The sequence below is a fragment of the Mycolicibacterium psychrotolerans genome (assembly GCF_010729305.1).
In the GTDB taxonomy this organism is placed as follows: Bacteria; Actinomycetota; Actinomycetes; order Mycobacteriales; family Mycobacteriaceae; genus Mycobacterium; species Mycobacterium psychrotolerans.
Map to the genome: position 1 here is coordinate 2527152 of NZ_AP022574.1, position 20318 is coordinate 2547469.

The window sequence follows — 20318 nt, forward strand, 5'->3', positions numbered from 1 at the left end:
AGCGGAAAAGCGACATCGCAGCAGCCCGTCGCCGCGACGTCAGCGCGCAGTTACCGGCGAGGCCAGCCTCGTGGGTCCGTCGTGCCCGCGCAACGTCACCGTGTCACCCAGCCGCCAGTGCGTCTGCTCGGATTCGGTTGCGCTGTCCACCGTTTCAGACGATGCGACCAGTCGCGACGGCTGGTTCTTGGCCAGTTCGCACAGCCGGGCGGCCTCGTTGACCGGTTCACCGATCACGGTGTACTCGAAGCGTTCCCGGGCGCCGACATTACCGGCGACCACGGTGCCCGCCGCCACTCCGATGCCGGCTTCGCATTCGGGTACCTCGTCGCACAGGCGCCGGGCGATCTCCCGCGCGGCGGCCAGCGCCTCGTCCTCGGGATGCTCCAGCGACACCGGTGCGCCGAACACGGCCAGCACCGCGTCGCCCTCGAACTTGTTGACCAGGCCGTGATGCCGGTCGACCTCCTCGACGATCACCGCGAAGAAGCGGTTGAGCAGTTCGACGACCTCCACGGCCGGCAGGCTGGTGACCAACTTCGTCGATCCGATGATGTCGACGAAGATGACTGCGGCGTAACGCTCTTCGCCGCCGAGCTGAGGCCGTTCCTGTTCGGCCAGCAGCGCCACCTCCCGGCCCACGTGACGGCCGAACAGGTCGCGCACCCGTTCCCGCTCCTGCAGCCCGTGCACCATCGAGTTGAAGCCACGTTGCAACTGACCCAGTTCGGTGCCGTCGAACACCACGAGATTGGTGTCCAAGTCGCCGCGCTCCACCCGGTTGAGGGCCTCGCGCACCACCCGCACCGGGGTGACCGTCAGCCACGCGAGGATGAACATCAGGATGGCGCCGAACGCGAGGGCGAACAGCGCGAGGATCATCACCGCGACGGTGAACTGCGTAGGGGTGAGGTTGCGCTGCATCAGCGTGATCGCCGCGGCCAGGAAGATGCCGAGGACCGGAACGCCCGAACCGAGTACCCACACCAGCATGGTGCGGCCCATCAGGCCGTCGGCGATCCGCCGTGGTGGCTTGCCGGCCTCGAGCGCCTGAGCCGCCACCGGACGCAGCGCGAATTCGGTGAACAGATAGCAGCTCGCCGAGACGACGATGCCCGGAAAGCTCACGCCCAGCAGCCACTTGGGGATGAAGTCGGTGTCCTGCAGCCCGTAGAGGGTGGTCAGCAACACCGTCCCCAGGCCCCACAGCACCAGCAGCACGCGGGTCAGCCGCCACGGCGCCAGAAAGGTGTTGCGTTGATCGTCGCGGGTGGGCAAGCGTTCCTCGATGGCCCACCGCACGTTGTTCATCACCCGCCGGGTGGCCCAGAACACCCCGACGACGAGCGCGGCCACCAGATACGCCGGGACCACGATGAACGTGATCCAGGCGACCGAGGAGTCGAACACGCTCGGGATCGGGAACGCGACGGTCACCACCAGCGTCGCGACGCCGATCCCGATCAGGTTCGCGACCACGACGAACGTCGTCAGGATGATCTGGATGCGCACGCGGCGGCGGCGCTGGCTCTCCGAGACCCTCCCGAGAATCCACGATCCGTACTCCGGGGTGCCCGCGACTCTGCCGCTCTGGTGTGTCACACGCTCCAGCACGCGACCCAGCCGCTGTGCCGCCGTCCTGTTCGCGCTCATCGAGGCGTCAGCCTAGTGACCGCGGGTGGCGTTTAAGGTGGTTCGGTGCGTCTCGTGATAGCCCAGTGCACCGTCGACTACGTCGGCCGCCTCACGGCGCATCTGCCGACCGCCCGCCGTCTGTTGTTGATCAAGGCCGACGGTTCGGTCAGCGTGCACGCCGACGACCGTGCCTACAAGCCGTTGAACTGGATGAGCCCGCCCTGCTGGATGGTCGAGGAAGCCGACGGCCTCTGGGTGGTGCAGAACAAGGCGGGCGAGCAACTGCGCATCACCATCGAGGCCATCGAGCACGACTCCAGCCACGAACTCGGCGTCGACCCCGGTCTGGTCAAAGACGGCGTGGAGGCGCACCTGCAGGCGCTGCTGGCCGAACACGTCGAGCTGCTCGGCGCCGGCTATACCCTGGTGCGGCGGGAGTACATGACCCCGATCGGACCGGTGGATCTGCTGTGCCGTGACGATCAGGGCCGTTCGGTCGCCGTGGAGATCAAGCGGCGTGGTGAGATCGACGGCGTCGAGCAGCTCACCCGCTACCTCGAGTTGCTCAACCGCGACAGCGTGCTCGCCCCTGTCGCGGGGGTGTTCGCCGCCCAGCAGATCAAGCCGCAGGCGCGCACGCTCGCCCTGGATCGCGGAATCCGCTGCCTGATACTGGATTACGACAAGATGCGGGGCATGGACAGCGACGAGTTCCGGCTGTTCTGATGGCGAGGCGACCGGCTAGGAAGCGCCGGCAGCATGGTCCGCTTCCTCTGCCGCGGCGGATCGAGACCGGGCCGGACGGCGACGACTACGAGGTTCGGCCGGTGTCGGGTGCCCGCGCGGTCAAGGTGTACCGGTGCCCCGGCTGCGATCACGAGATCAGGCCGGGGGTCGCCCACGTGGTGGTGTGGCGGGCCGACGCGGGGGAGGCCGGCCTCGATGACCGCAGGCACTGGCACACGCCGTGCTGGGAGAACCGCGCGACGCGAGGGCCGACGCGGCGCTGGTCGTGAGGCCGCGCTGGTGCGCGGGATCAGTGTGAATCGGAGGCAGGCTCGACGAGCTCGATGAGCACGCCACCGCCGTCCTTGGGATGGATGAAGTTGATGCGGGAGTTGGCGGTGCCGCGCCGCGGCGCGTCGTAGATCAACCGGACACCCTGCTCGTGCAGCCGGTCGGTGAGTGCATCGAGGTCGCTGACGCGGTAGGCGAACTGCTGCAGACCGGGGCCGCGCTTGTCGAGGAACTTCGCGATCGTCGAATCGTCGTCGATCGGAGCCATCAGCTGCACCTGGGTGCTGCCGACCGGCGCGCCGCGCACCGTCAGCATCGCCTCGCGGATGCCCTGCTCCTCGTTGACCTCTTCGTGCAGCACGATCATGCCGAGGTGGTCGTGGTACCACTTGATCGCCGCGTCCAGGTCGGGCACCGCGATGCCGACGTGGTCGATGGCGGTGACCAGCGCGGTGGCCAGCACAGGACGGGCGTCAGTCTGCTCGGCGGTCATAACAGCGAAGTTACCTAACAAGATCGGTTTCGAATAGATCGGTTCCGATGTATAGCCTCATGGGAGCCGCTCGAAACTCAGCTGGAGGTTGTCATGACGACGTCGGTGATCGTTGCTGGAGCCCGCACTCCTGTGGGCAAGCTGATGGGTTCGCTGAAGGATTTCTCCGGAAGCGATCTCGGTGCCGTCGCGATTGCCGGCGCCCTGGAGAAAGCCGGAGTGCCGGCGTCTGCTGTCGACTACGTGATCATGGGCCAGGTGCTCACCGCGGGCGCCGGACAGATGCCCGCGCGCCAGGCCGCGGTCGCGGCCGGTATCGACTGGGACGTGCCGTCGCTGACCATCAACAAGATGTGCCTGTCGGGCATCGACGCGATCGCGCTGGCCGACCAGCTGATCCGGGCCGGCGAGTTCGACGTCGTCGTCGCCGGCGGCCAGGAGTCCATGACCAGGGCGCCGCACCTGCTGATGAACAGCAGGTCGGGGTACAAATACGGCGACGTCACGGTCCTCGACCACATGGCCTACGACGGCCTCCACGACGTGTTCACCGACCAGCCGATGGGCGCGCTGACCGAACAGCGCAACGACGCCGACCAGTTCACCCGCGCCGAGCAGGACGAGTTCGCGGCGAACTCGCATCAGAAGGCTGCGCGCGCCTGGAAGGACGGCGTCTTCGCCGACGAGGTCGTGCCGGTGAAGATCCCGCAGCGCAAGGGCGACCCGATCGAGTTCACCGAGGACGAGGGCATCCGCGCCGACACCACTGCCGAGTCGCTGTCCGGCCTGAAGCCGGCGTTCCGCAAGGACGGCACCATCACCGCCGGGTCGGCGTCGCAGATCTCCGACGGCGCCTGCGCGGTCGTCGTGATGAGCAAGGCGAAGGCCGAGGAGCTGGGCCTGAGCTGGCTGTGCGAGATCGGCGCCCACGGCGTGGTCGCCGGCCCGGACTCCACGTTGCAGAGCCAGCCCGCTAACGCGATCAAGAAGGCCGTCGCCAAGGAGGGCATCTCGCTCGACCAGCTCGACGTCATCGAGATCAACGAGGCGTTCGCCGCCGTCGCGCTGGCGTCGACGAAGGAGCTCGGTGTCGATCCGGACAGGGTCAACACCAACGGTGGCGCGATCGCGGTCGGTCACCCGATCGGCATGTCCGGTGCACGGATCACGCTGCATGCGGCGCTCGAGTTGGCGCGGCGCGGCTCGGGTTACGCGGTGGCCGCACTCTGCGGTGCCGGTGGCCAGGGGGATGCGCTGATCCTGCGCCGGTCCTGAGCGTCAACGACACTGCGTAGTAGCTGACGCGCCGTTGCGGCACAATGGGGCCATGACACGCGCATTCGACGTCCGCAACGCCGCGGCGTGGTTCCGTCTGATCGCTTTCGCCGAGGCGCTCAGTTGGATCGGACTGCTGACCGGCATGTACTTCAAGTACCTCGGCACCCCGCGTACCGAGGTCGGCGTCAAGATCTTCGGCCCGGTGCACGGAGGGGTGTTCATCGCCTTCCTCGTCGCGGCGGTGCTCACCGGTATGGCCCTCAAGTGGGGGGCCGGCACGTGGTTGCTGGCGTTGCTGGGCAGCATCGTGCCGCTGGGCAGTGTGATCTTCCTCCTATTGGCTGATCGGACGGGTCGGATGGGGTCGGATCCGGTCGCCGCGGGGGCCGGGCAACCGGGACGGACGGCACCCGAAACGACGTGACAGACTTGTTCACGTGACACGTCCTGGACCCCGCATATCGCCCGCCCTGGCGGGCGCCGTCGATCTGTCAGCTCTCAAGCAGCGACCGGCCTCCTCCGGTGCCGGCCCGACCGGCGGCGCCCCGGGTGGGCTGGCGGTCACGGAGGCGAACTTCGAAGCCGAGGTGCTGGTCCGCTCGAACGAGGTCCCGGTCGTCGTGCTGCTCTGGTCCCCGCGCAGCGACTCCAGTGTGCAGCTCGCAGAGGTGCTCTCGGGGCTCGCCCAGGGCGACGGCGGGAAGTGGTCGCTGGCGACCGTGAACGTCGACACGACACCGCGGGTGGCGCAGATGTTCGGTGTCCAGGCCGTGCCGACCGTGGTCGCTCTGGCGGCCGGGCAGCCGCTGTCGAGCTTCGAGGGCATGCAGCCCCCGGAGCAGCTGCGGCGCTGGGTCGATTCGTTGCTCGAGGCCACGGCCGGAAAGCTGAGTGGCGGCGGCCAGGACGAGCAGGGCGAGCAGGCCGACCCCGAGGTCGAACGGGCGCGCACGTTGCTCGACGAGGGAGACTTCGACGGGGCGCGCGCCGCCTACCAGTCCATCCTCGATGCCGACCCGGACCACCAGGAGGCCAAGGGAGCCGTCCGTCAGATCGGGTTCCTGCAGCGCGCGACGACGCATCCGCAGGACGCGGTCGCGATCGCCGACGCGTCTCCAGACGACCTGGACGCCGCGCTCGCCGCCGCCGATGTCGAGATCTTGCAACAGAACATCGAGGCTGCCTTCAACCGGCTGATCGCTCTGGTCAAGCGAACCGCCGGTGATGACCGCAGTGCCGTGCGCACGCGGCTGATCGAGCTGTTCGAGCTGTTCGACCCGGCCGATCCCGAGGTCATCGCCGGGCGCCGCAACCTCGCCAACGCGCTCTATTGACCGGAGCGAACAGACACGAACTCGCGGAGATCCGCCCCGAAACGGGTGAGTTCGCGTCTGCTCGCGGGCCTGCTGCGGTTAGGTCTGTTGCTCCGGCTCGAACCACAGCGCCGCCAGCGGCGGCAATACCATGACGGCCGACGCCGGACGCCCGTGCCAGGGTTCGTCGGTGGCCTCGACGGCGCCGTAGTTGCCGATCCCCGACCCGTGGTAGGTGTCGCTGTCGGTGTTGAGCACCTCGCGCCAGGTTCCGGCGTGCGGCAGGCCCAGCCGGTAGCTGCTGTGCTCGGAACCGGAGAAGTTGAACACGCACGCCATCATCGATCCGTCGTCGCCGAACCGCATGAAGCTCAACACGTTGTTGGCCGAGTCGTTGGCGTCGATCCACGAGTAGCCCTCGGGCTTGGTGTCTCGCGACCACAGCGCGCGCCTGCTCGTGTAGATGCTGTTGGCGTCGGTCATCATCCGCAGGATGCCGTTCGAGAAGCCGTGCTCGTCGAGCTGGAACCAGTCCACTCCGCGTTCCTCGGACCACTCGGCCCGTTGGCCGAACTCCTGGCCCATGAACAGCAGCTGCTTGCCCGGATGTGCCCACTGATACGCGAGCAGGCTCCGAATGCCGGCGGCCTTCATGTGGTCGTTGCCCGGCATGCGGCCCCACAGAGTGCCCTTGCCGTGCACCACCTCGTCGTGGCTGATCGGCAGCACGAAGTTCTCGCTGAACGCGTACAGCAGCGAGAAGGTCAGCTCGTGGTGGTGGTAGCTGCGGTGGATGGGGTCACGCTTGATGAACTCCAGCGTGTCGTTCATCCAGCCCATGTTCCACTTCATCGAAAACCCAAGGCCGCCAAGGTTGGTCGGACGGGTGACGCCCGGCCACGACGTGGATTCCTCGGCGATCGTCACGATGCCCGGGTTGATCTTGTGGACGGTGGCGTTCATCTCCTGCATGAACTGCACGGCCTCGAGATTCTCCCGCCCGCCGTAGATGTTCGGCGTCCAGCCGCCCTCGGGCCTGGAGTAATCGAGGTAGAGCATCGAGGCCACGGCATCCACCCGTAGTCCGTCGACATGGTACTCCTGCAGCCAGTAAAGCGCGTTGGCGACCAGGAAGTTGCGCACCTCCGAGCGGCCGAAGTCGAAAACGTAGGTGCCCCAGTCCAATTGCTCGCCACGGCGCGGGTCACCGTGCTCGTAGAGTGCGGTGCCGTCGAACCGGCCCAACGCCCACGCGTCCTTGGGGAAGTGGGCCGGAACCCAGTCCACGATGACGCCGATGCCCGCGCGGTGCAGCGCGTCGACGAGGTAGCGGAACTCGTCGGGGGTCCCGAACCGGGAGGACGGGGCGTAGTACGAGGTGACCTGGTAGCCCCAGGACCCGCCGAACGGATGCTCGGCGACGGGCAGCATCTCGACGTGGGTGAACCCGTGCTCGACCAGGTAATCGGTGAGCTGCTCGGCGAGTTCGGTGTAGCTCAGCCCCGGCCGCCACGAGCCCAGGTGCACCTCGTAGGTGCTCATCGGCTCGAAGACCGGATTGCGCAGCGCGCGGCCCGTCATCCATTCGTCGTCGGACCAGGTGTAGTCGCTGGCGAACACCCGCGAGGCGGTCTGCGGGGGCACCTCGGTGGCGAACGCCATCGGGTCGGCGCGTTCGGTCACCGCGCAGTCGGCGCCGTGTACGCGGAACTTGTAGAGGCCGCCCTCGGGGAAGTTCGGCCAGAACAGCTCCCACACCCCCGTCGAGCCCAGCACCCGCATCTGGGCTTCGTTGCCCCAGTGGTTGAAGTCGCCGATCACGCTGACGCCCTTGGCGTTCGGCGCCCACACGGCAAAGGACACCCCTTCGACGTCACCGTCGGCGGTGTGGAAACAGCGCGGATGGGCGCCCAGAACCTCCCAGAGGCGCTCGTGACGGCCCTCGGAGAACAGGTGCAGGTCGATCTCGCCCAGCGTCGGCAGGAACCGGTACGGATCGGCCACGGTGTGGACGAAGCCGGATTCCTCGCCGGAGTAGTCCACTTCGAGCCGGTAATCGATCAGGTTGGTGATCGGCACCGCGACGGCGAACACGCCGGCCTCGATGTGTTGGAGCGGGTACCGCACGCCGCCGATCAGGGCGGCCACCTCGATCGCGTGCGGCCGGTACGCCCGGATCACGGTGTGGTCGTCGTACTCGTGGGCGCCGAGCACCGAGTGCGGATCGTGGTGCTCGCCGGCGAGCAGTCGGTTCAGATCGGCGGTGTGCGGCCGCAGGTGCGGGCTGTCGATCTGTTTCGTCAGGTTCGACGTCTTCGCTTTCGCCATGTCGTCACTCCCTACGCAGTAGGTTCATTCGTTGGTCGGCCGGGATCTGGGGCATGTTGAGCACGTGCGCCACCGCACGGGCGGGCTCGAGGCGCACGTAGTTGCCCTGCCCCCACTGGTATTCCTCTCCGGTGATCTCGTCGCGCACCCAGAAACGCTCTTGCTGGTCCATTCCCACTGCGGCCATGTCCAACCACACCGTGCCCTCTTCGGCCCCGAACGGGTTGAGGGTCACCACGACGAGCACCTGGTCGCCGGAGATCGGGTCGAACTTGCTGTAGGCGAGCAGCGCGTCGTTGTCGACGTGGTGGAACGTGATCGTCCGCATCTGTTGCAGCGCCGGATGCAGCCGGCGGATCTCGTTCAGACGGGTCAGGAAGGGCTCGAGGGATTCGCCGTCCGCCAGTGCGGCGTCGAAGTCGCGCGGGCGCAGTTCGTATTTCTCGGAGTTCAGATACTCCTCGGTGCCCTCCCGTACCGCACGGTGTTCGAACAGCTCGAAGCCGGAGTACACCCCCCACGTCGGGCTCAGCGTCGCGGCCAGTGCCGCACGGATCGCGAACATGCCGGGCCCGCCGTGCTGAAGGCTCTCGTGCAGGATGTCGGGAGTGTTGGGCCACAGGCTCTGCCGGGCGTAGTCGGCGTGTTCGGCGATCTGGCGGCCGAACTCGGTGATCTCCCATTTGGCGGTGCGCCAGGTGAAGTACGTGTAGGACTGCGTGAAGCCGAGCTTGGCGAGCCCGAACAGCCGGGCCGGCCGGGTGAACGCCTCGGAGAGGAACAAAACGTCCGGATCGGTGTTCTTGGCCTCGCCGATCAGCCAGGCCCAGAAGTTCGGTGGTTTGGTGTGCGGGTTGTCGACCCGAAACACCTTGACCCCGTGGGAAATCCAGAAGCGGACGACGCGCAGCACCTCTTCGTACAGTCCCGCCGGGTCGTTGTCGAAGTTGAGCGGGTAGATGTCCTGGTACTTCTTCGGCGGATTCTCCGCGTAGGCGATCGTGCCGTCCGGCAGCACGGTGAACCACTCGGGGTGGGCCTTTGCCCAGGGGTGGTCGGGGGCGCACTGCAGCGCCAGGTCGAGCGCGACTTCGAGGCCTTCGTCCCGGGCGGCCGCGACGAACTCGTCGAAGTCGTCGATCGTGCCCAGGTCGGGGTGGACGGCGTCGTGGCCGCCCTCGTCGCTGCCGATCGCCCATGGCGAGCCGACGTCGTGCGGGCCTGCGGTGACGCTGTTGTTGCGGCCCTTGCGGTGCACCTTGCCGATCGGGTGGATGGGCGGCAGGTACGCGATGTCGAAGCCCATCCGCCCGATGCGCGGCAGCGCCTTGGTGGCTGTCGCGAACGTTCCGTGCACCGGGTTGCCGGAGCTGTCCCAGCCTCCGGTGGAGCGGGGGAAGAACTCGTACCAGGAGCTGAACCGTGCCAGCGGCCGGTCCACCCAGATGCCGTACACCTCGCCGCGGGTGATCAGTTCCCGCAGCGGATACTGGTCGACCAGTTCGGTGACCTCGGGCGACAGCGCCGCCCCTGCCCGATAGAACGGATCGCCAGGGGTTCGCAGCCGCTCGGCGGCCTCGATCAGCGGGTAGCGGTCCTGGCGGGGCACCCCCGCCGACGCCCGCTCCAGCAGTTTTGCCCCCACCAGCAGGTCGTTCGACAGCTCGCCTTCACTCTGGCCCGCGTCGAGTTTGGCGATCACGTGATGGCGCCACGTTGCGATGGGGTCGCTCCAGCCGTCGACGCGGTAGGTCCACAGGCCGACGGTGTCGGGGGAGAACTGGCCGTGGAACACATCGGGGGTACGTCCCGTGGCCATGGGCAGCGCCATCGGCCGGATCCGCTGGCTGGGGCTCACGACCTCTTGGATCGGCACGGCCTCGGTCGTGCGGACCCGGCCGGGCGGCTCGTCGGCCAAGGCCGGATACGTGGTGCCGTGATAGCGGACGACCAACGTGGCCGCGACCGCATCGTGGCCCTCCCGCCATACGGTCGCGGTCACCGGAACCACCTCGCCGACCACCGCCTTGGCGGGGAACCGCCCTCCGGACACCACGGGCTGGACGTCGTCGATTTCGATCCGACCGGTGGTCACGTGAGAACTCCCTAACCCTTCGCACTGGACATGCGGCGGTTGCCGCCCGTCGTCGTTGTCGGTCTCGTTCACAACTCGGTTGTGCAACCTCGTCGCGGCCTATACCCACCGTAGTGTCAGCCTCAACCAACCGGGCGGCATCGGAAGTCACCGAAGCGCCGCCCACGACGCGGCCGCACAGCAGTAAGGTGAGCACGCGTGAAAGCTCTCCGTCGGTTCACCGTCCGCGCTCACCTTCCGCAGCGTCTGGCCGCGCTCGAGCGGCTGTCCGTCAATCTGCGGTGGTCGTGGGACAAACCGACCCAGGATCTGTTCGAATCCATCGACCCGCAGCTGTGGAAACTCGTCGACGCGGACCCGGTGGCCATCATGGGACAGGTGAGCCCCGCGCGGCTCGAGGCGCTCGCCGACGACGAATCGTTCGTTGACCGGCTGGAGGCGCTCGCCGCGGATCTGGACAATTACCTGACCCGTTCCCTCTGGTATCAGCAGCTCGGTGCTGAGGGCGGCGAGGGCGGCAAGGACCCGGTGCTGCCCAACGGCATCGCGTACTTCTCGATGGAGTTCGGCGTGGCCGAGGTGCTGCCCAACTACTCCGGAGGCCTGGGCATCCTCGCCGGCGACCACCTGAAGTCGGCCTCGGATCTGGGCCTGCCGCTGATCGCGGTCGGCCTGTACTACCGGTCCGGCTACTTCCGGCAGTCCCTGAGCGCGGATGGATGGCAGCACGAGAACTATCCCTCGCTCGACGCCCAGGGTCTTCCGTTGCGTCTGCTCACCGACGCCTCGGGCGAGGCGGTGCTGATCAGCCTCGCACTGCCGGACGGCGCGCAGCTGTCGGCACGGATCTGGATCGCCCAGGTCGGGCGAATCCCGTTGCTGCTCTTGGATTCCGACATCCCCGAGAACGATCACGACCTGCGGTCGGTGACCGACCGACTGTACGGCGGAGATCAGGATCACCGCATCAAACAGGAGATCCTCGCCGGCATCGGCGGTGTCCGCGCGATTCGCGCCTTCACCGAGATCGAGGGACTGCCCGCGCCCGAGGTCTTTCACATGAACGAGGGACACGCAGGTTTCCTGGGGACCGAACGCATCCGCGAGCTCATCGAGGCCGGATTCGACTTCGACACCGCGCTGACGGTGGTCCGATCCTCGACGGTGTTCACCACCCACACGCCGGTGCCTGCGGGCATCGACCGGTTCCCGGTCGAGATGGTGGAGCGCTATTTCGGGCCGGACCCGGGCGGGGTGGGGTCCCGGCTGCTGCCGGGGGTGCCGTTGGAGCGCATCCTCGCGTTCGGCGCCGAGGACGACGCGACGAAGTTCAACATGGCGCACATGGGGCTGCGCCTCGCCCAGCGCGCCAACGGGGTGTCGCTGCTGCACGGCCGCGTCAGCCGGGAGATGTTCAACGACCTGTGGCCGGGCTTCGACCCGGCCGAAGTGCCCATCGGCTCGATCACCAACGGTGTGCACGCACCCACCTGGGCCGCCCCGCAGTGGCTGGAACTGGGCCGCGAGTTGATCGGCAGTGAGGACCTGAGCTCCCTGCAGGAGCCCGAGACGTGGGAGCGGCTGCACGAGGTCGACCCCGGGCATCTGTGGTGGATCCGCTCGCAGCTGCGCGAGGCGCTGGTGCACGACGTCCGCGACCGGTTGCGCCGCTCGTGGCTCGAACGCGGCGCCGCTGAAGCCGAACTGGGCTGGATCCCAACGGCTTTCGACCCCAACGTGCTCACCATCGGGTTCGCCCGCCGCGTGCCGACGTACAAGCGGTTGACGTTGATGCTGCGTGATCCGGAACGGTTGACCAAGCTGCTCCTCGACAAGGAGCGTCCCGTGCAGCTGATCGTGGCGGGCAAGTCGCATCCCGCCGACGAGGGCGGCAAGGCACTGATCCAGCAGGTGGTCCGCTTCGCCGACCGCGCCGAGGTCCGGCATCGCATCGCGTTCCTGCCCGACTACGACATGTCGATGGCCCGCACGCTGTATCACGGGTGCGACGTGTGGCTGAACAACCCGTTGCGCCCGCTGGAAGCCTGCGGCACCTCGGGGATGAAGAGCGCGCTCAACGGTGGGCTTAACCTGTCGATCCGCGACGGGTGGTGGGACGAGTGGTTCGACGGCGAGAACGGGTGGGAGATCCCGACCGCCGACGGGCTGGCCGACGAGAACCGCCGCGACGACCTGGAGGCCGCCGCGCTCTACGACCTGCTCGAGCGTGCGGTCGCACCGAAGTTCTACGACCGCGACGAGCGGGGAGTGCCCACCCGCTGGGTGGAGATGGTGCGCCACACCCTGCAGGTGCTGGGCCCCAAGGTGCTGGCCTCGAGGATGGTGCGCGACTACACGCAGACCTACTATCTGCCCGCGGCGCGGGCGCTGCGGCAGTCGATCGAGCCGGGCTCCTCCGGAGCCGCCGAGTACGACACGGCGTTCGGCGCAGCGCGGGAACTGGCGGAGTATCGGCAACGGGTCGAGAAGGTGTGGCCGCAGATCCGGATCCTCGAGGTCGACAGCTCCGGTCTGCCCGACACTCCGCTGCTGGGTTCGGAGCTGACCCTGACCGCGCGGGTGTGTCTCGAGGGGTTGCGGCCCGACGAGGTGACGGTGCAGGCGGTGCTCGGCCGCGTCGACGCCGGCGACGCGCTGGTCGATCCGGTGACGGTGCCGATGACGCACGTCGGCGCCGCCGAGGGCGGGCAGGACGTCTTCACCGCCAGCACACCGCTGCCGGTCACCGGTCCCGTCGGCTACACCGTCCGGGTGCTGCCGCACCACCGGCTGCTGGCCGGCGACAACGAGTGGGGGCTGGTCGCGCTCGCCGGGTGATCAGCGGAAGCGTTTGAAGCAGCGCTCCGTGTCGCCGAGGACGCCGACGCGGAAGGCGTCGATGCGGGAGAACCCCGACGGCACCGATTCGCCGTTGACGTCGCTGGCCGCCAGCCCGTTGGTCAGCATCCCCGACACCGCCTCGTCGACGTCGCCCGCGGTCAGCGCGATCGTTTCGCCGTCCGGCGTGGTGACCTGTTTGGACATCTTGACCGTCGCCACCCCGGTGAGGCATGCGGTGCGCAGGGCGGCCTCGGCGTTGTCGAGCGCCACCCCGCCGTGCGCGTGCTGAATGGCCTGCATGTAGCGCGACACCAGCACCGAGTAGGCGACGTTGTCGCCGGCGGCCAGGCCGCCGTTGTCGTCCTGGGCCCCGAGCTCCTGCAGCGCGGGCAGGTCGACGACGATGGTGTTGGTGGCCGGACAGTACGACGCGGGCGGGCTGGGCCGGGCGTCGGCACAGCTGTCCGCGGCCTCGGCCTCGAAGCTCAGCGCCGGCGGATCCGCAGGCGAGAACAGGATGCCCATCGCGTCGACGATCGAGCGCACCGACTCCTCGGTGACCTCGAGCTCCCCGGTCTGGTCCTCGGGCAGCAACACCGGCAGGTCGCCGCGGCGCTGACCGATCTCGCGCAGGTCGATGCCGGCGCACGCCGCCGGGCCGTCGGTGAAGCCGAACTGGAACGCCGAGATCCGTTCGAACGCCGAGCCGTGCTCGTCGTAACCGACATCGGGGTCGCCCTCCTGCAGCACCGGATCGCGGAACGAGATCACGCCGGCCAGCACGTTGTTCAGGCCGTCGCCCGTGCTCAGAGAGAACCGCTGGGAGTTGTCCTCGGCCACCCAGCGCATGTAGGCGCCGCCGAAGCAGTCGGCCTGCTGCTCGGCCACGAGCGTCGGCGTGTTGTCATTGGACAGCCCGGCCGCGCGCGACACCGCGTGACCGTATTCGTGGGCCAACACCATGGCCACGCCGATGTCGCCGTGAGCCCTGCGCAAGCCGGGCAGAAGCTCCCCGCGGTCCCAGCCGATGGTCTTGTCGGGGTAGCAGTAGGCGGCGTTGACCAGCCCGTAGGTGTCCTCGTCACAGAATGTGCCGCCGAAGTCGTTCGCATCCCAGGAGATCAGGGCCTTGGCGGGAGTGAACCCGTCGTCGAACGTCTCCGGATATGCGGTCTCCCAGTACTGCTCGACGTCGCTGACCGCGCTCGCCGCGAGGTTGTCGATGTCGCCGCCGTCGCCGCCGTCGACCTCGCGGCTCGGGCCCTCGGCGCCCGGCCGCAGTCCGGTCGGACCGTCCGTGGCGGGCATGCCTGCGACGGAGAACGGGTCGTCGAACACCGATACGGCGTTGCCCTGCAACGTCGTCGAGCATGCGGCGACGATCAGCAGTGAGCACACCCCGATCGTCACCCCCAGCACCCGCCTGGGACTGGTCGACGGACCCATGTCGCCGCCTTTCGGGTCATTCCGCGGCTCGACACCGCACATGTGCGGTGTCGACAATAGTGATCCGGTGCCCACTGTGCCGGGCAGACGAGGAACCTCGGCCCGTCAGCGCGGCGCACACAGGCGCCGCAGCGCGGCGCGGACGGCGTCCCCGTCGGTGGTCGCCCAGAACGGCGGCAGCGAGGACCGCAGGAACCCGCTGTAGCGGGCGGTGGCCATCCGCGAGTCCAGCACCGCCACCACCCCGCGGTCGTCGACGCGGCGCAGCAGCCTGCCGGTGCCCTGGGCCAGCAGCAGCGCGGCGTGACTGGCCGCCACCGCCATGAAACCGTTGCCACCCCGCGCGGCGACCGCGCGTTGCCGCGCGGTCAGCAACGGGTCGTCGGGACGGGGAAACGGGATCCGGTCGATCAGCACCAGCGACAGCGAGGGGCCGGGCACGTCGACGCCCTGCCACAGGGACAGGGTGCCGAACAGCGACGTCGACGCGTCCTCGGCGAAGCGTGCCACCAGCGCGGCGGTGTTGTCGTCGCCCTGGCACAGCACGGGCGTGTCGAGCCGTTCTCGCATGATCTCTGCGGTGGCTTTGGCCGCGCGCATCGAGGAGAACAGGCCCAGCGTGCGCCCGCCGGCCGCGGTGATCAGCGCGGCGATCTCGTCGAGCTGCTCGGCCGATCCGGTGCCGTCCCGCCCGGGCGGGGGCAGATGCGCGGCGACGTAGAGGATCGCGGCGCGGGCGTGGTCGAACGGGGAGCCGACGTCCAGGCCGCGCCAGCGGATGGTCGCCTCCGGCTCGCCGGTGAGCCCCCAGGCCGACGCCATCGCGTCGAAGTCGCCTCCGACGGTCAGCGTCGCCGAGGTCAGCACCGCGGTGGTGTGGCCGAACAGCCGGGTGCGCAGCAGCCCGGACACCGAGAGCGGGGCGACCCGCAGCACCGTGCGGCTGCCGGAGCGGCCGTCGTCGGTGTGCTCCAGCCAGACGACGTCGGTGCGGTCGGGGATCGCGGGGACGAACGACGCCAGGACCCGGGCTGCGGTGTCGGCGACATCGCCGAGCGCCGTCGCGGCCTCCGCCCGCGCCGAAGCCGTCTTCGGATCGCTCGGCGCGGTCTCGACCGCGCTGCGCGCCCGGCTCGCGCTGTCGCGCAGCACGCTCAGATAGCTGCCCAGCTCGTCGTCGAGCACGTCGATGCGGCCCGGCCGCGCGTCGAAGATCGCGGAGGTGAACGTCGCGGCGGCCGCCTCGAACCGCTGCGCGAGCTCGGGCTCGACGACGCGGGCCGCGCGTCGCTGCGCCACGCCCAGCGACGCGGCCGACAGTTCCGCGGTCGCCACCCCGGTCACCCGGTCCACCAGTTCGTGGGCTTCGTCGACGATCAGCAGGTCGTGTTCGGGCAGCACGTTGGCCTCACCGATGGCGTCGATGGCCAGCAGCGCATGGTTGGTGACCACCACGTCGGCGTCGGCGGCGCGGTCGCGTGCCCGCTCGGCGAAGCAGTCGGTGCCGAACGGGCACCGGGAGACGCCGATGCACTCGCGTGCCGACACGCTGACCTGCGACCAGGACCGGTCGGGCACTCCTGGCGCCAGCTCGTCGCGGTCACCGGTCTGCGTTTCCGACGACCACTCGGTGAGCCGGACCACGTCGCGACCCAGCGCGCTGGAGGCAGCGGGCGCGAACAGCTGCTCCTGGGGCCGGTCGTCCGAGGATTCGCCGGCTCCGTTGTGAATCTTGTTCAGGCACAGATAGTTTCCGCGGCCCTTGAGGAGAGCGAACGTGGGTTTGCGGGGCAGGTGCGGGGTCAGCGAGTCGGCCAGCCGCGGCAGGTCCCGATCGACGAGCTGACGTTGCAGCGCGATGGTGGCGGTCGACACGACGACGGGCCGCTCGTCGGCCACCGCGTGGGCGATCGCCGGGACCAGATAGGCCAGTGACTTGCCGGTGCCCGTCCCGGCCTGCACGGCGAGATGCTCGCCGCTCGAGAACGCCGCCGCGACGGCCTCGGCCATCGCGACCTGACCGGCGCGGCCGGTGCCGCCGAGGGCGGCGACTGCGGTGGCGAGCAGATCGGTGACCTCGCCCGGCCGGGTGCTCACCCGGCTACCGCCCGCGGCGGGGAGTGATCATCCGGGTCGGCACCGCCGGATCGCCCTTCGAGAGCTTCAGGCCGTCCCAGGGCAGGCTGAGCAGACCCTGCTGGACACGTTCACGGGCGGCGTCGAGGCTCAAGTCGGCGACGGGTCGCCCGTCGCGCATCATGGGCACGGTCACCGGACGGCTGACGAGGTCCTGCGGGATCTCGGGCGCCCGGCCGGCGGGGTGGACGATCTCCTCGACGATGGTGCCCGACTCCTTGGCGAGCCGGACGGCCTGCTTGCGCCCCCCGTGAGACTCCTTGTGGCTGCTGCGCTTCTCCACCGGGAGACCGTCCACCTCGACGAGCTTGTAGACCATGCTCGCGGTCGGCGCCCCCGAGCCGGTGACCACGGAGGTTCCTACGCCGTACAGGTCGACCGGTTCGGCCCGCAGGGCGGCGATCGCGAACTCGTCGAGATCGCCGGACACGACGATCTTGGTACCGGTGGCGCCCAGACCGTCGAGCTGGTCGCGGACCTGCCGGGCCAGCACGCCGAGGTCGCCCGAGTCGATCCGCACCGCCCCCAGGCCGGGTCCGGCGACGTCGATCGCGTTGGCGACCCCGGCGGTGATGTCGTAGGTGTCGACCAGCAGCGTGGTGTCGACGCCCAGCGCGTCCACCTGGGCCCGGAACGCCGCCTTCTCGCCGTCGGTGGCGGTCTGGCCGGCAATGGTGTGCAGCAACGTGAACGCATGCGCGCTGGTGCCCAGCGCGGGAACGCCGTAGCGGCGCTCGGCCTCGAGGTTCGACGAGCCGGTGAAGCCCGCGAGGTAGGCCGCCCGCGACGCGGCGACCGCGGCGTACTCGTGGGTGCGGCGCGAACCCATCTCGATCAGCGGACGGCCCTCGGCGGCGCTGACCATGCGGGCCGCCGCCGAGGCGATCGCGGTGTCGTGGTTGAAGATCGACAGCGCCAGCGTTTCGAGCAGCACGCATTGCCCGAATGTGCCGTGCACCGAGAGCACCGGGGAGCCCGGGAAGTACAACTCGCCCTCGGGGTAGCCGTCGATGTCGCCGGTGAACCGGTAGTCGGCCAGATAGGCCAGCGTGTCGTCGTCGAGGAAGTCCGACAGCGCGGCCAGTTCGTCGCTGTCGAACCTGAAGTCCGGCAACGCTTCCAACAAGCGCCCGGTGCCCCCCGTCACCCCGAAGCGCCTGCCGTCGGGCAGCCGGCGGGCGAACACCTCGAAGGTGGTCTGCCGGTGGGCGGTGCCGTCGCGCAGCGCCGCGGCGAGCATCGTCAGTTCGTACTTGTCGGTCAGCAGCGCCACCGAAGACAGGGGCGAGGCGTGGGCCGTACCCGGGAGCGGCGAAGTCACGGCCCAACCGTATCGGTTCGGAGCCCGTGGATGACCCCGGTATTCTTGCCGGCATGGTGACGCCGGCGAAGGCACGACCGGAAACCCGCGAAGAACGCGACGTGGACTCCGACGTCGCGGCCGACACCCCCTGGATCACCATCGTGTGGGACGACCCGGTGAACCTGATGACCTATGTGACCTACGTCTTCCAGAAGCTCTTCGGATACAGCGAGCCGCACGCGACCAAGTTGATGCTGCAGGTGCACAACGAGGGCAAGGCGGTGGTCTCGGCGGGCAGCCGGGAGTCCATGGAAGTCGACGTGTCCAAGCTCCACGCCGCGGGGCTGTGGGCGACGCTGCAACAGGACCGCTGAATTCGCTGTGCGTAAATGGAAGCGGGTCGAAGGCGGCGACGGCCCCCGGTTCCGGTCGGCTCTGGCCGCCCACGAGGCCGACCTGCTCTCCAGCCTGGTGTCGTCGCTGTTGGGCATGCTCGACGATCGCGAATCGTCGGCTCCCGTCGACGAACTCGCCGAGATCACCGGTATCCGTACCGGCAATTCGGTTCCGCCGCAAGACGATACGATGAAGCGGCTACTGCCGGACTTCTACCGTCCGGCGACCGACCATCCCGCGGGTTCGGGTCCGGCCGAGAGCCTGAACAGCGCCCTGCGCAGTCTGCACGAACCCGAGATCATCGACGCCAAACGCACGGCTGCACAACGCCTGCTGGCGACGGTGCCGCCCGCCGGAGGCAAGTTCGAGCTGTCCGAGGACGATGCGCAGGCGTGGGTGTCGGCCGTCAACGACGTGCGCCTTGCGCTGGGCACGATGCTCGAGATCGGGCCCGACGGACCCGACCGGCTACCGCACGAGCATCCGATGGCCGGCCATCTCGACGTGTACCAGTGGCTGACGGTGCTGCAGGAGTACCTGGTCGTCAGCCTGATGGGCGGGGCGCGCTGATGGCCGGTGCCATCACCGACGTCGGCGGCATCCGGGTGGGCCACCACCACGTGCTCGACCCCGACGCGGCGCTGGGGTCCGGCTGGGCCACCGGGACGACGGTGGTGCTCACCCCGCCGGGAACCGTCGGCGGGGTCGACGGCCGCGGGGGAGCGCCCGGCACCCGTGAGACCGACCTGCTCGACCCCGGGAACTCGGTGCGCCACGTCGACGCCGTCGTGCTCACCGGCGGCAGTGCGTTCGGGCTTGCCGCGGCCGACGGTGTGATGACCTGGCTCGAGGAGCAGGAGCGCGGCGTGGCGATGGACGGCGGTGTGGTGCCGATCGTGCCCGCCGCGGTGATCTTCGACCTGCCGGTGGGCGGCTGGCAGCGCCGGCCGAGCGCCGACTTCGGGTACCGCGCCGCCGCCGCCGCGGTCAGCGACACCGGGATCGGCACTGTCGGCGCCGGTGTCGGGGCGCGCGCCGGGGTGCTCAAAGGCGGGGTGGGCACCGCCTCGGTGACGCTCGACATCGGCGTCACCGTCGGCGCCCTCGTCGTCGTCAACTCGGCAGGCGACGTCGTCGACCCCGGCACCGGGCTGCCCTGGTCGGCCCACCACATCGAGGACTTCGGTCTGGTGGCCCCGCCCGCGGACCAAGTGGCCGCGTACGCCGACCGGCACCGCGAGTTCGGTCCGCTCAACACGACGATCGCCGTCGTCGCGACCGATGCCGCGTTGAGCAAGGCGGCCTGCCGCCGGGTGGCGGTGGCCGCCCAGGACGGACTGGCCCGCACGATCCGGCCCTGCCACACCCCGCTGGACGGCGACACGGTGTTCGCGCTGGCCACCGGCGCGGTCGAGGTGGATCCCGACCCGACCCTCCCGGCGTCGATGTCACCGGAGGTGCCGTTGATGACGGCCGTCGGGGCGGCCGCGGCCGACGCCCTGGCCAGCGCCGTGCTCGTCGCGATGCTGGCCGCCGAGACGGTCGCCGGAATACCGACATACCGTGGCCTGTTGCCGGGAGCGTTCGAGTGAAAGGAAACCGACGCCGGTGCTGACGATTCGTGCTGACCTCGTGGAGGCGATGGTCAGCCATGCCCGGGCCGATCACCCCGACGAGGCGTGCGGCATCATCGCCGGACCGGAGGGGTCCGACCGCCCCGAGCGGTTCATCGCGATGGTCAACGCCGAGCGGTCGCCGACGTTCTACCGGTTCGACTCGGGGGAGCAGCTGAAGGTCTGGCGCGCCCTGGATGCGGCCGACGAGGCGCCCGTCGTCATCTACCACTCGCACACCGCGACCGAGGCCTACCCGAGCCGCACCGACATCTCGTATGCGTCCGAGCCGGACGCCCACTACGTCCTGGTGTCGACCCGCGACCCCGAGACCCACGAGCTGCGCAGCTATCGCATCGTGGACGGCGTCGTCACCGAAGAGCCAGTCACCGTCGTCGATCAGTACTGAGAAGAAGAGGAGTCT

At 69.2% G+C, this 20318-nt stretch carries 17 protein-coding genes; 10 read left to right on the plus strand and 7 right to left on the minus strand.

All coding sequences use genetic code 11. The features are described from left to right. Positions 1 to 39 precede the first annotated feature (39 nt). On the minus strand, positions 40 to 1653 hold the full coding sequence (locus G6N45_RS12515; protein ID WP_163722617.1) for an adenylate/guanylate cyclase domain-containing protein: 1614 nt from the start codon (positions 1651 to 1653) through the stop codon (positions 40 to 42). Positions 1654 to 1698: 45 nt separating this feature from the next. Between G6N45_RS12515 and nucS the strand changes: the two genes are divergently transcribed. Next, on the plus strand, positions 1699 to 2361 hold the full coding sequence (gene nucS / locus G6N45_RS12520; RefSeq protein WP_163722618.1) for an endonuclease NucS: 663 nt from the start codon (positions 1699 to 1701) through the stop codon (positions 2359 to 2361). Then, on the plus strand, positions 2361 to 2651 hold the full coding sequence (locus tag G6N45_RS12525) for an Rv1322 family protein (protein ID WP_057147846.1): 291 nt from the start codon (positions 2361 to 2363) through the stop codon (positions 2649 to 2651). The genes nucS and G6N45_RS12525 overlap by 1 nt, the downstream gene beginning before the upstream one ends. Before the next feature lie 20 nt (positions 2652 to 2671). On the opposite strand, the gene mce is transcribed toward G6N45_RS12525, so the two are convergent. Then, complete coding sequence (gene mce, locus G6N45_RS12530; RefSeq protein WP_163722619.1) at positions 2672 to 3145, minus strand: methylmalonyl-CoA epimerase; 474 nt, start codon at positions 3143 to 3145, stop codon at positions 2672 to 2674. A 93-nt stretch (positions 3146 to 3238) separates the two neighbouring features. On the opposite strand from mce, the gene G6N45_RS12535 reads away from it, so the two are divergent. From G6N45_RS12535 to G6N45_RS12545, 3 genes are read left to right on the plus strand one after another with little or no spacing between them, the layout of a single operon-like run. Then, a complete protein-coding gene (locus G6N45_RS12535) occupies positions 3239 to 4420 on the plus strand; it encodes an acetyl-CoA C-acetyltransferase (protein WP_163722620.1) in 1182 nt (393 codons plus the stop codon). 52 nt (positions 4421 to 4472) lie between these two features. Then, the gene (locus G6N45_RS12540; RefSeq protein WP_163722621.1) at positions 4473 to 4847 is read left to right on the plus strand and encodes a DUF3817 domain-containing protein; all 375 of its coding nucleotides are present in this window, start codon (positions 4473 to 4475) and stop codon (positions 4845 to 4847) included. Between the two features lie 13 nt (positions 4848 to 4860). Then, on the plus strand, positions 4861 to 5757 hold the full coding sequence (locus tag G6N45_RS12545) for a tetratricopeptide repeat protein (RefSeq protein WP_163722622.1): 897 nt from the start codon (positions 4861 to 4863) through the stop codon (positions 5755 to 5757). Between the two features lie 78 nt (positions 5758 to 5835). On the opposite strand, the gene glgB is transcribed toward G6N45_RS12545, so the two are convergent. Both glgB and G6N45_RS12555 read right to left on the minus strand, forming a co-directional pair. Beyond that, positions 5836 to 8064, minus strand: coding sequence for a 1,4-alpha-glucan branching protein GlgB (gene glgB, locus G6N45_RS12550; RefSeq protein WP_163722623.1), 2229 nt, complete (start codon positions 8062 to 8064; stop codon positions 5836 to 5838). 4 nt (positions 8065 to 8068) lie between these two features. Then, positions 8069 to 10159 carry an alpha-1,4-glucan--maltose-1-phosphate maltosyltransferase gene (locus G6N45_RS12555; RefSeq protein ID WP_163722624.1) on the minus strand — a complete coding sequence of 697 codons (2091 nt, stop codon included), beginning with the start codon at positions 10157 to 10159 and terminating at the stop codon, positions 8069 to 8071. Between the two features lie 198 nt (positions 10160 to 10357). Between G6N45_RS12555 and glgP the strand changes: the two genes are divergently transcribed. Next, on the plus strand, positions 10358 to 12997 hold the full coding sequence (gene glgP / locus G6N45_RS12560) for an alpha-glucan family phosphorylase (RefSeq protein WP_163722625.1): 2640 nt from the start codon (positions 10358 to 10360) through the stop codon (positions 12995 to 12997). Here the strand turns inward: glgP and G6N45_RS12565 are convergent, their stop codons facing one another. The 3 genes from G6N45_RS12565 to G6N45_RS12575 all read right to left on the minus strand — a co-directional run bounded on the left by G6N45_RS12565 (position 12998) and on the right by G6N45_RS12575 (position 17903). Next, positions 12998 to 14446 carry a neutral zinc metallopeptidase gene (locus G6N45_RS12565; protein ID WP_163722626.1) on the minus strand — a complete coding sequence of 483 codons (1449 nt, stop codon included), beginning with the start codon at positions 14444 to 14446 and terminating at the stop codon, positions 12998 to 13000. Between the two features lie 105 nt (positions 14447 to 14551). Continuing rightward, on the minus strand, positions 14552 to 16543 hold the full coding sequence (locus G6N45_RS12570; RefSeq protein ID WP_163722627.1) for an ATP-dependent DNA helicase: 1992 nt from the start codon (positions 16541 to 16543) through the stop codon (positions 14552 to 14554). 4 nt (positions 16544 to 16547) lie between these two features. Further along, complete coding sequence (locus tag G6N45_RS12575; RefSeq protein WP_163722628.1) at positions 16548 to 17903, minus strand: nicotinate phosphoribosyltransferase; 1356 nt, start codon at positions 17901 to 17903, stop codon at positions 16548 to 16550. A gap of 53 nt (positions 17904 to 17956) precedes the next feature. Here G6N45_RS12575 and clpS point away from each other — a divergent pair, with 53 nt between their 5' ends. The 4 genes from clpS to G6N45_RS12595 are packed head-to-tail and all read left to right on the plus strand — an operon-like array spanning position 17957 to position 20303. Further along, positions 17957 to 18259, plus strand: a complete 303-nt coding sequence (clpS, locus tag G6N45_RS12580) for an ATP-dependent Clp protease adapter ClpS (protein WP_048416333.1) — start codon at positions 17957 to 17959, stop codon at positions 18257 to 18259. Positions 18260 to 18266: 7 nt separating this feature from the next. Continuing rightward, positions 18267 to 18851: an oxidative stress transcriptional regulator AosR gene (gene aosR / locus G6N45_RS12585; RefSeq protein WP_057147835.1), complete on the plus strand. Its 585-nt coding sequence runs from the start codon at positions 18267 to 18269 to the stop codon at positions 18849 to 18851. Beyond that, a complete protein-coding gene (locus G6N45_RS12590; RefSeq protein WP_163722629.1) occupies positions 18851 to 19873 on the plus strand; it encodes a P1 family peptidase in 1023 nt (340 codons plus the stop codon). The genes aosR and G6N45_RS12590 overlap by 1 nt, the downstream gene beginning before the upstream one ends. Positions 19874 to 19889: 16 nt before the next feature. Further along, positions 19890 to 20303 carry a M67 family metallopeptidase gene (locus G6N45_RS12595; RefSeq protein ID WP_057147833.1) on the plus strand — a complete coding sequence of 138 codons (414 nt, stop codon included), beginning with the start codon at positions 19890 to 19892 and terminating at the stop codon, positions 20301 to 20303. Positions 20304 to 20318: the final 15 nt, after the last annotated feature.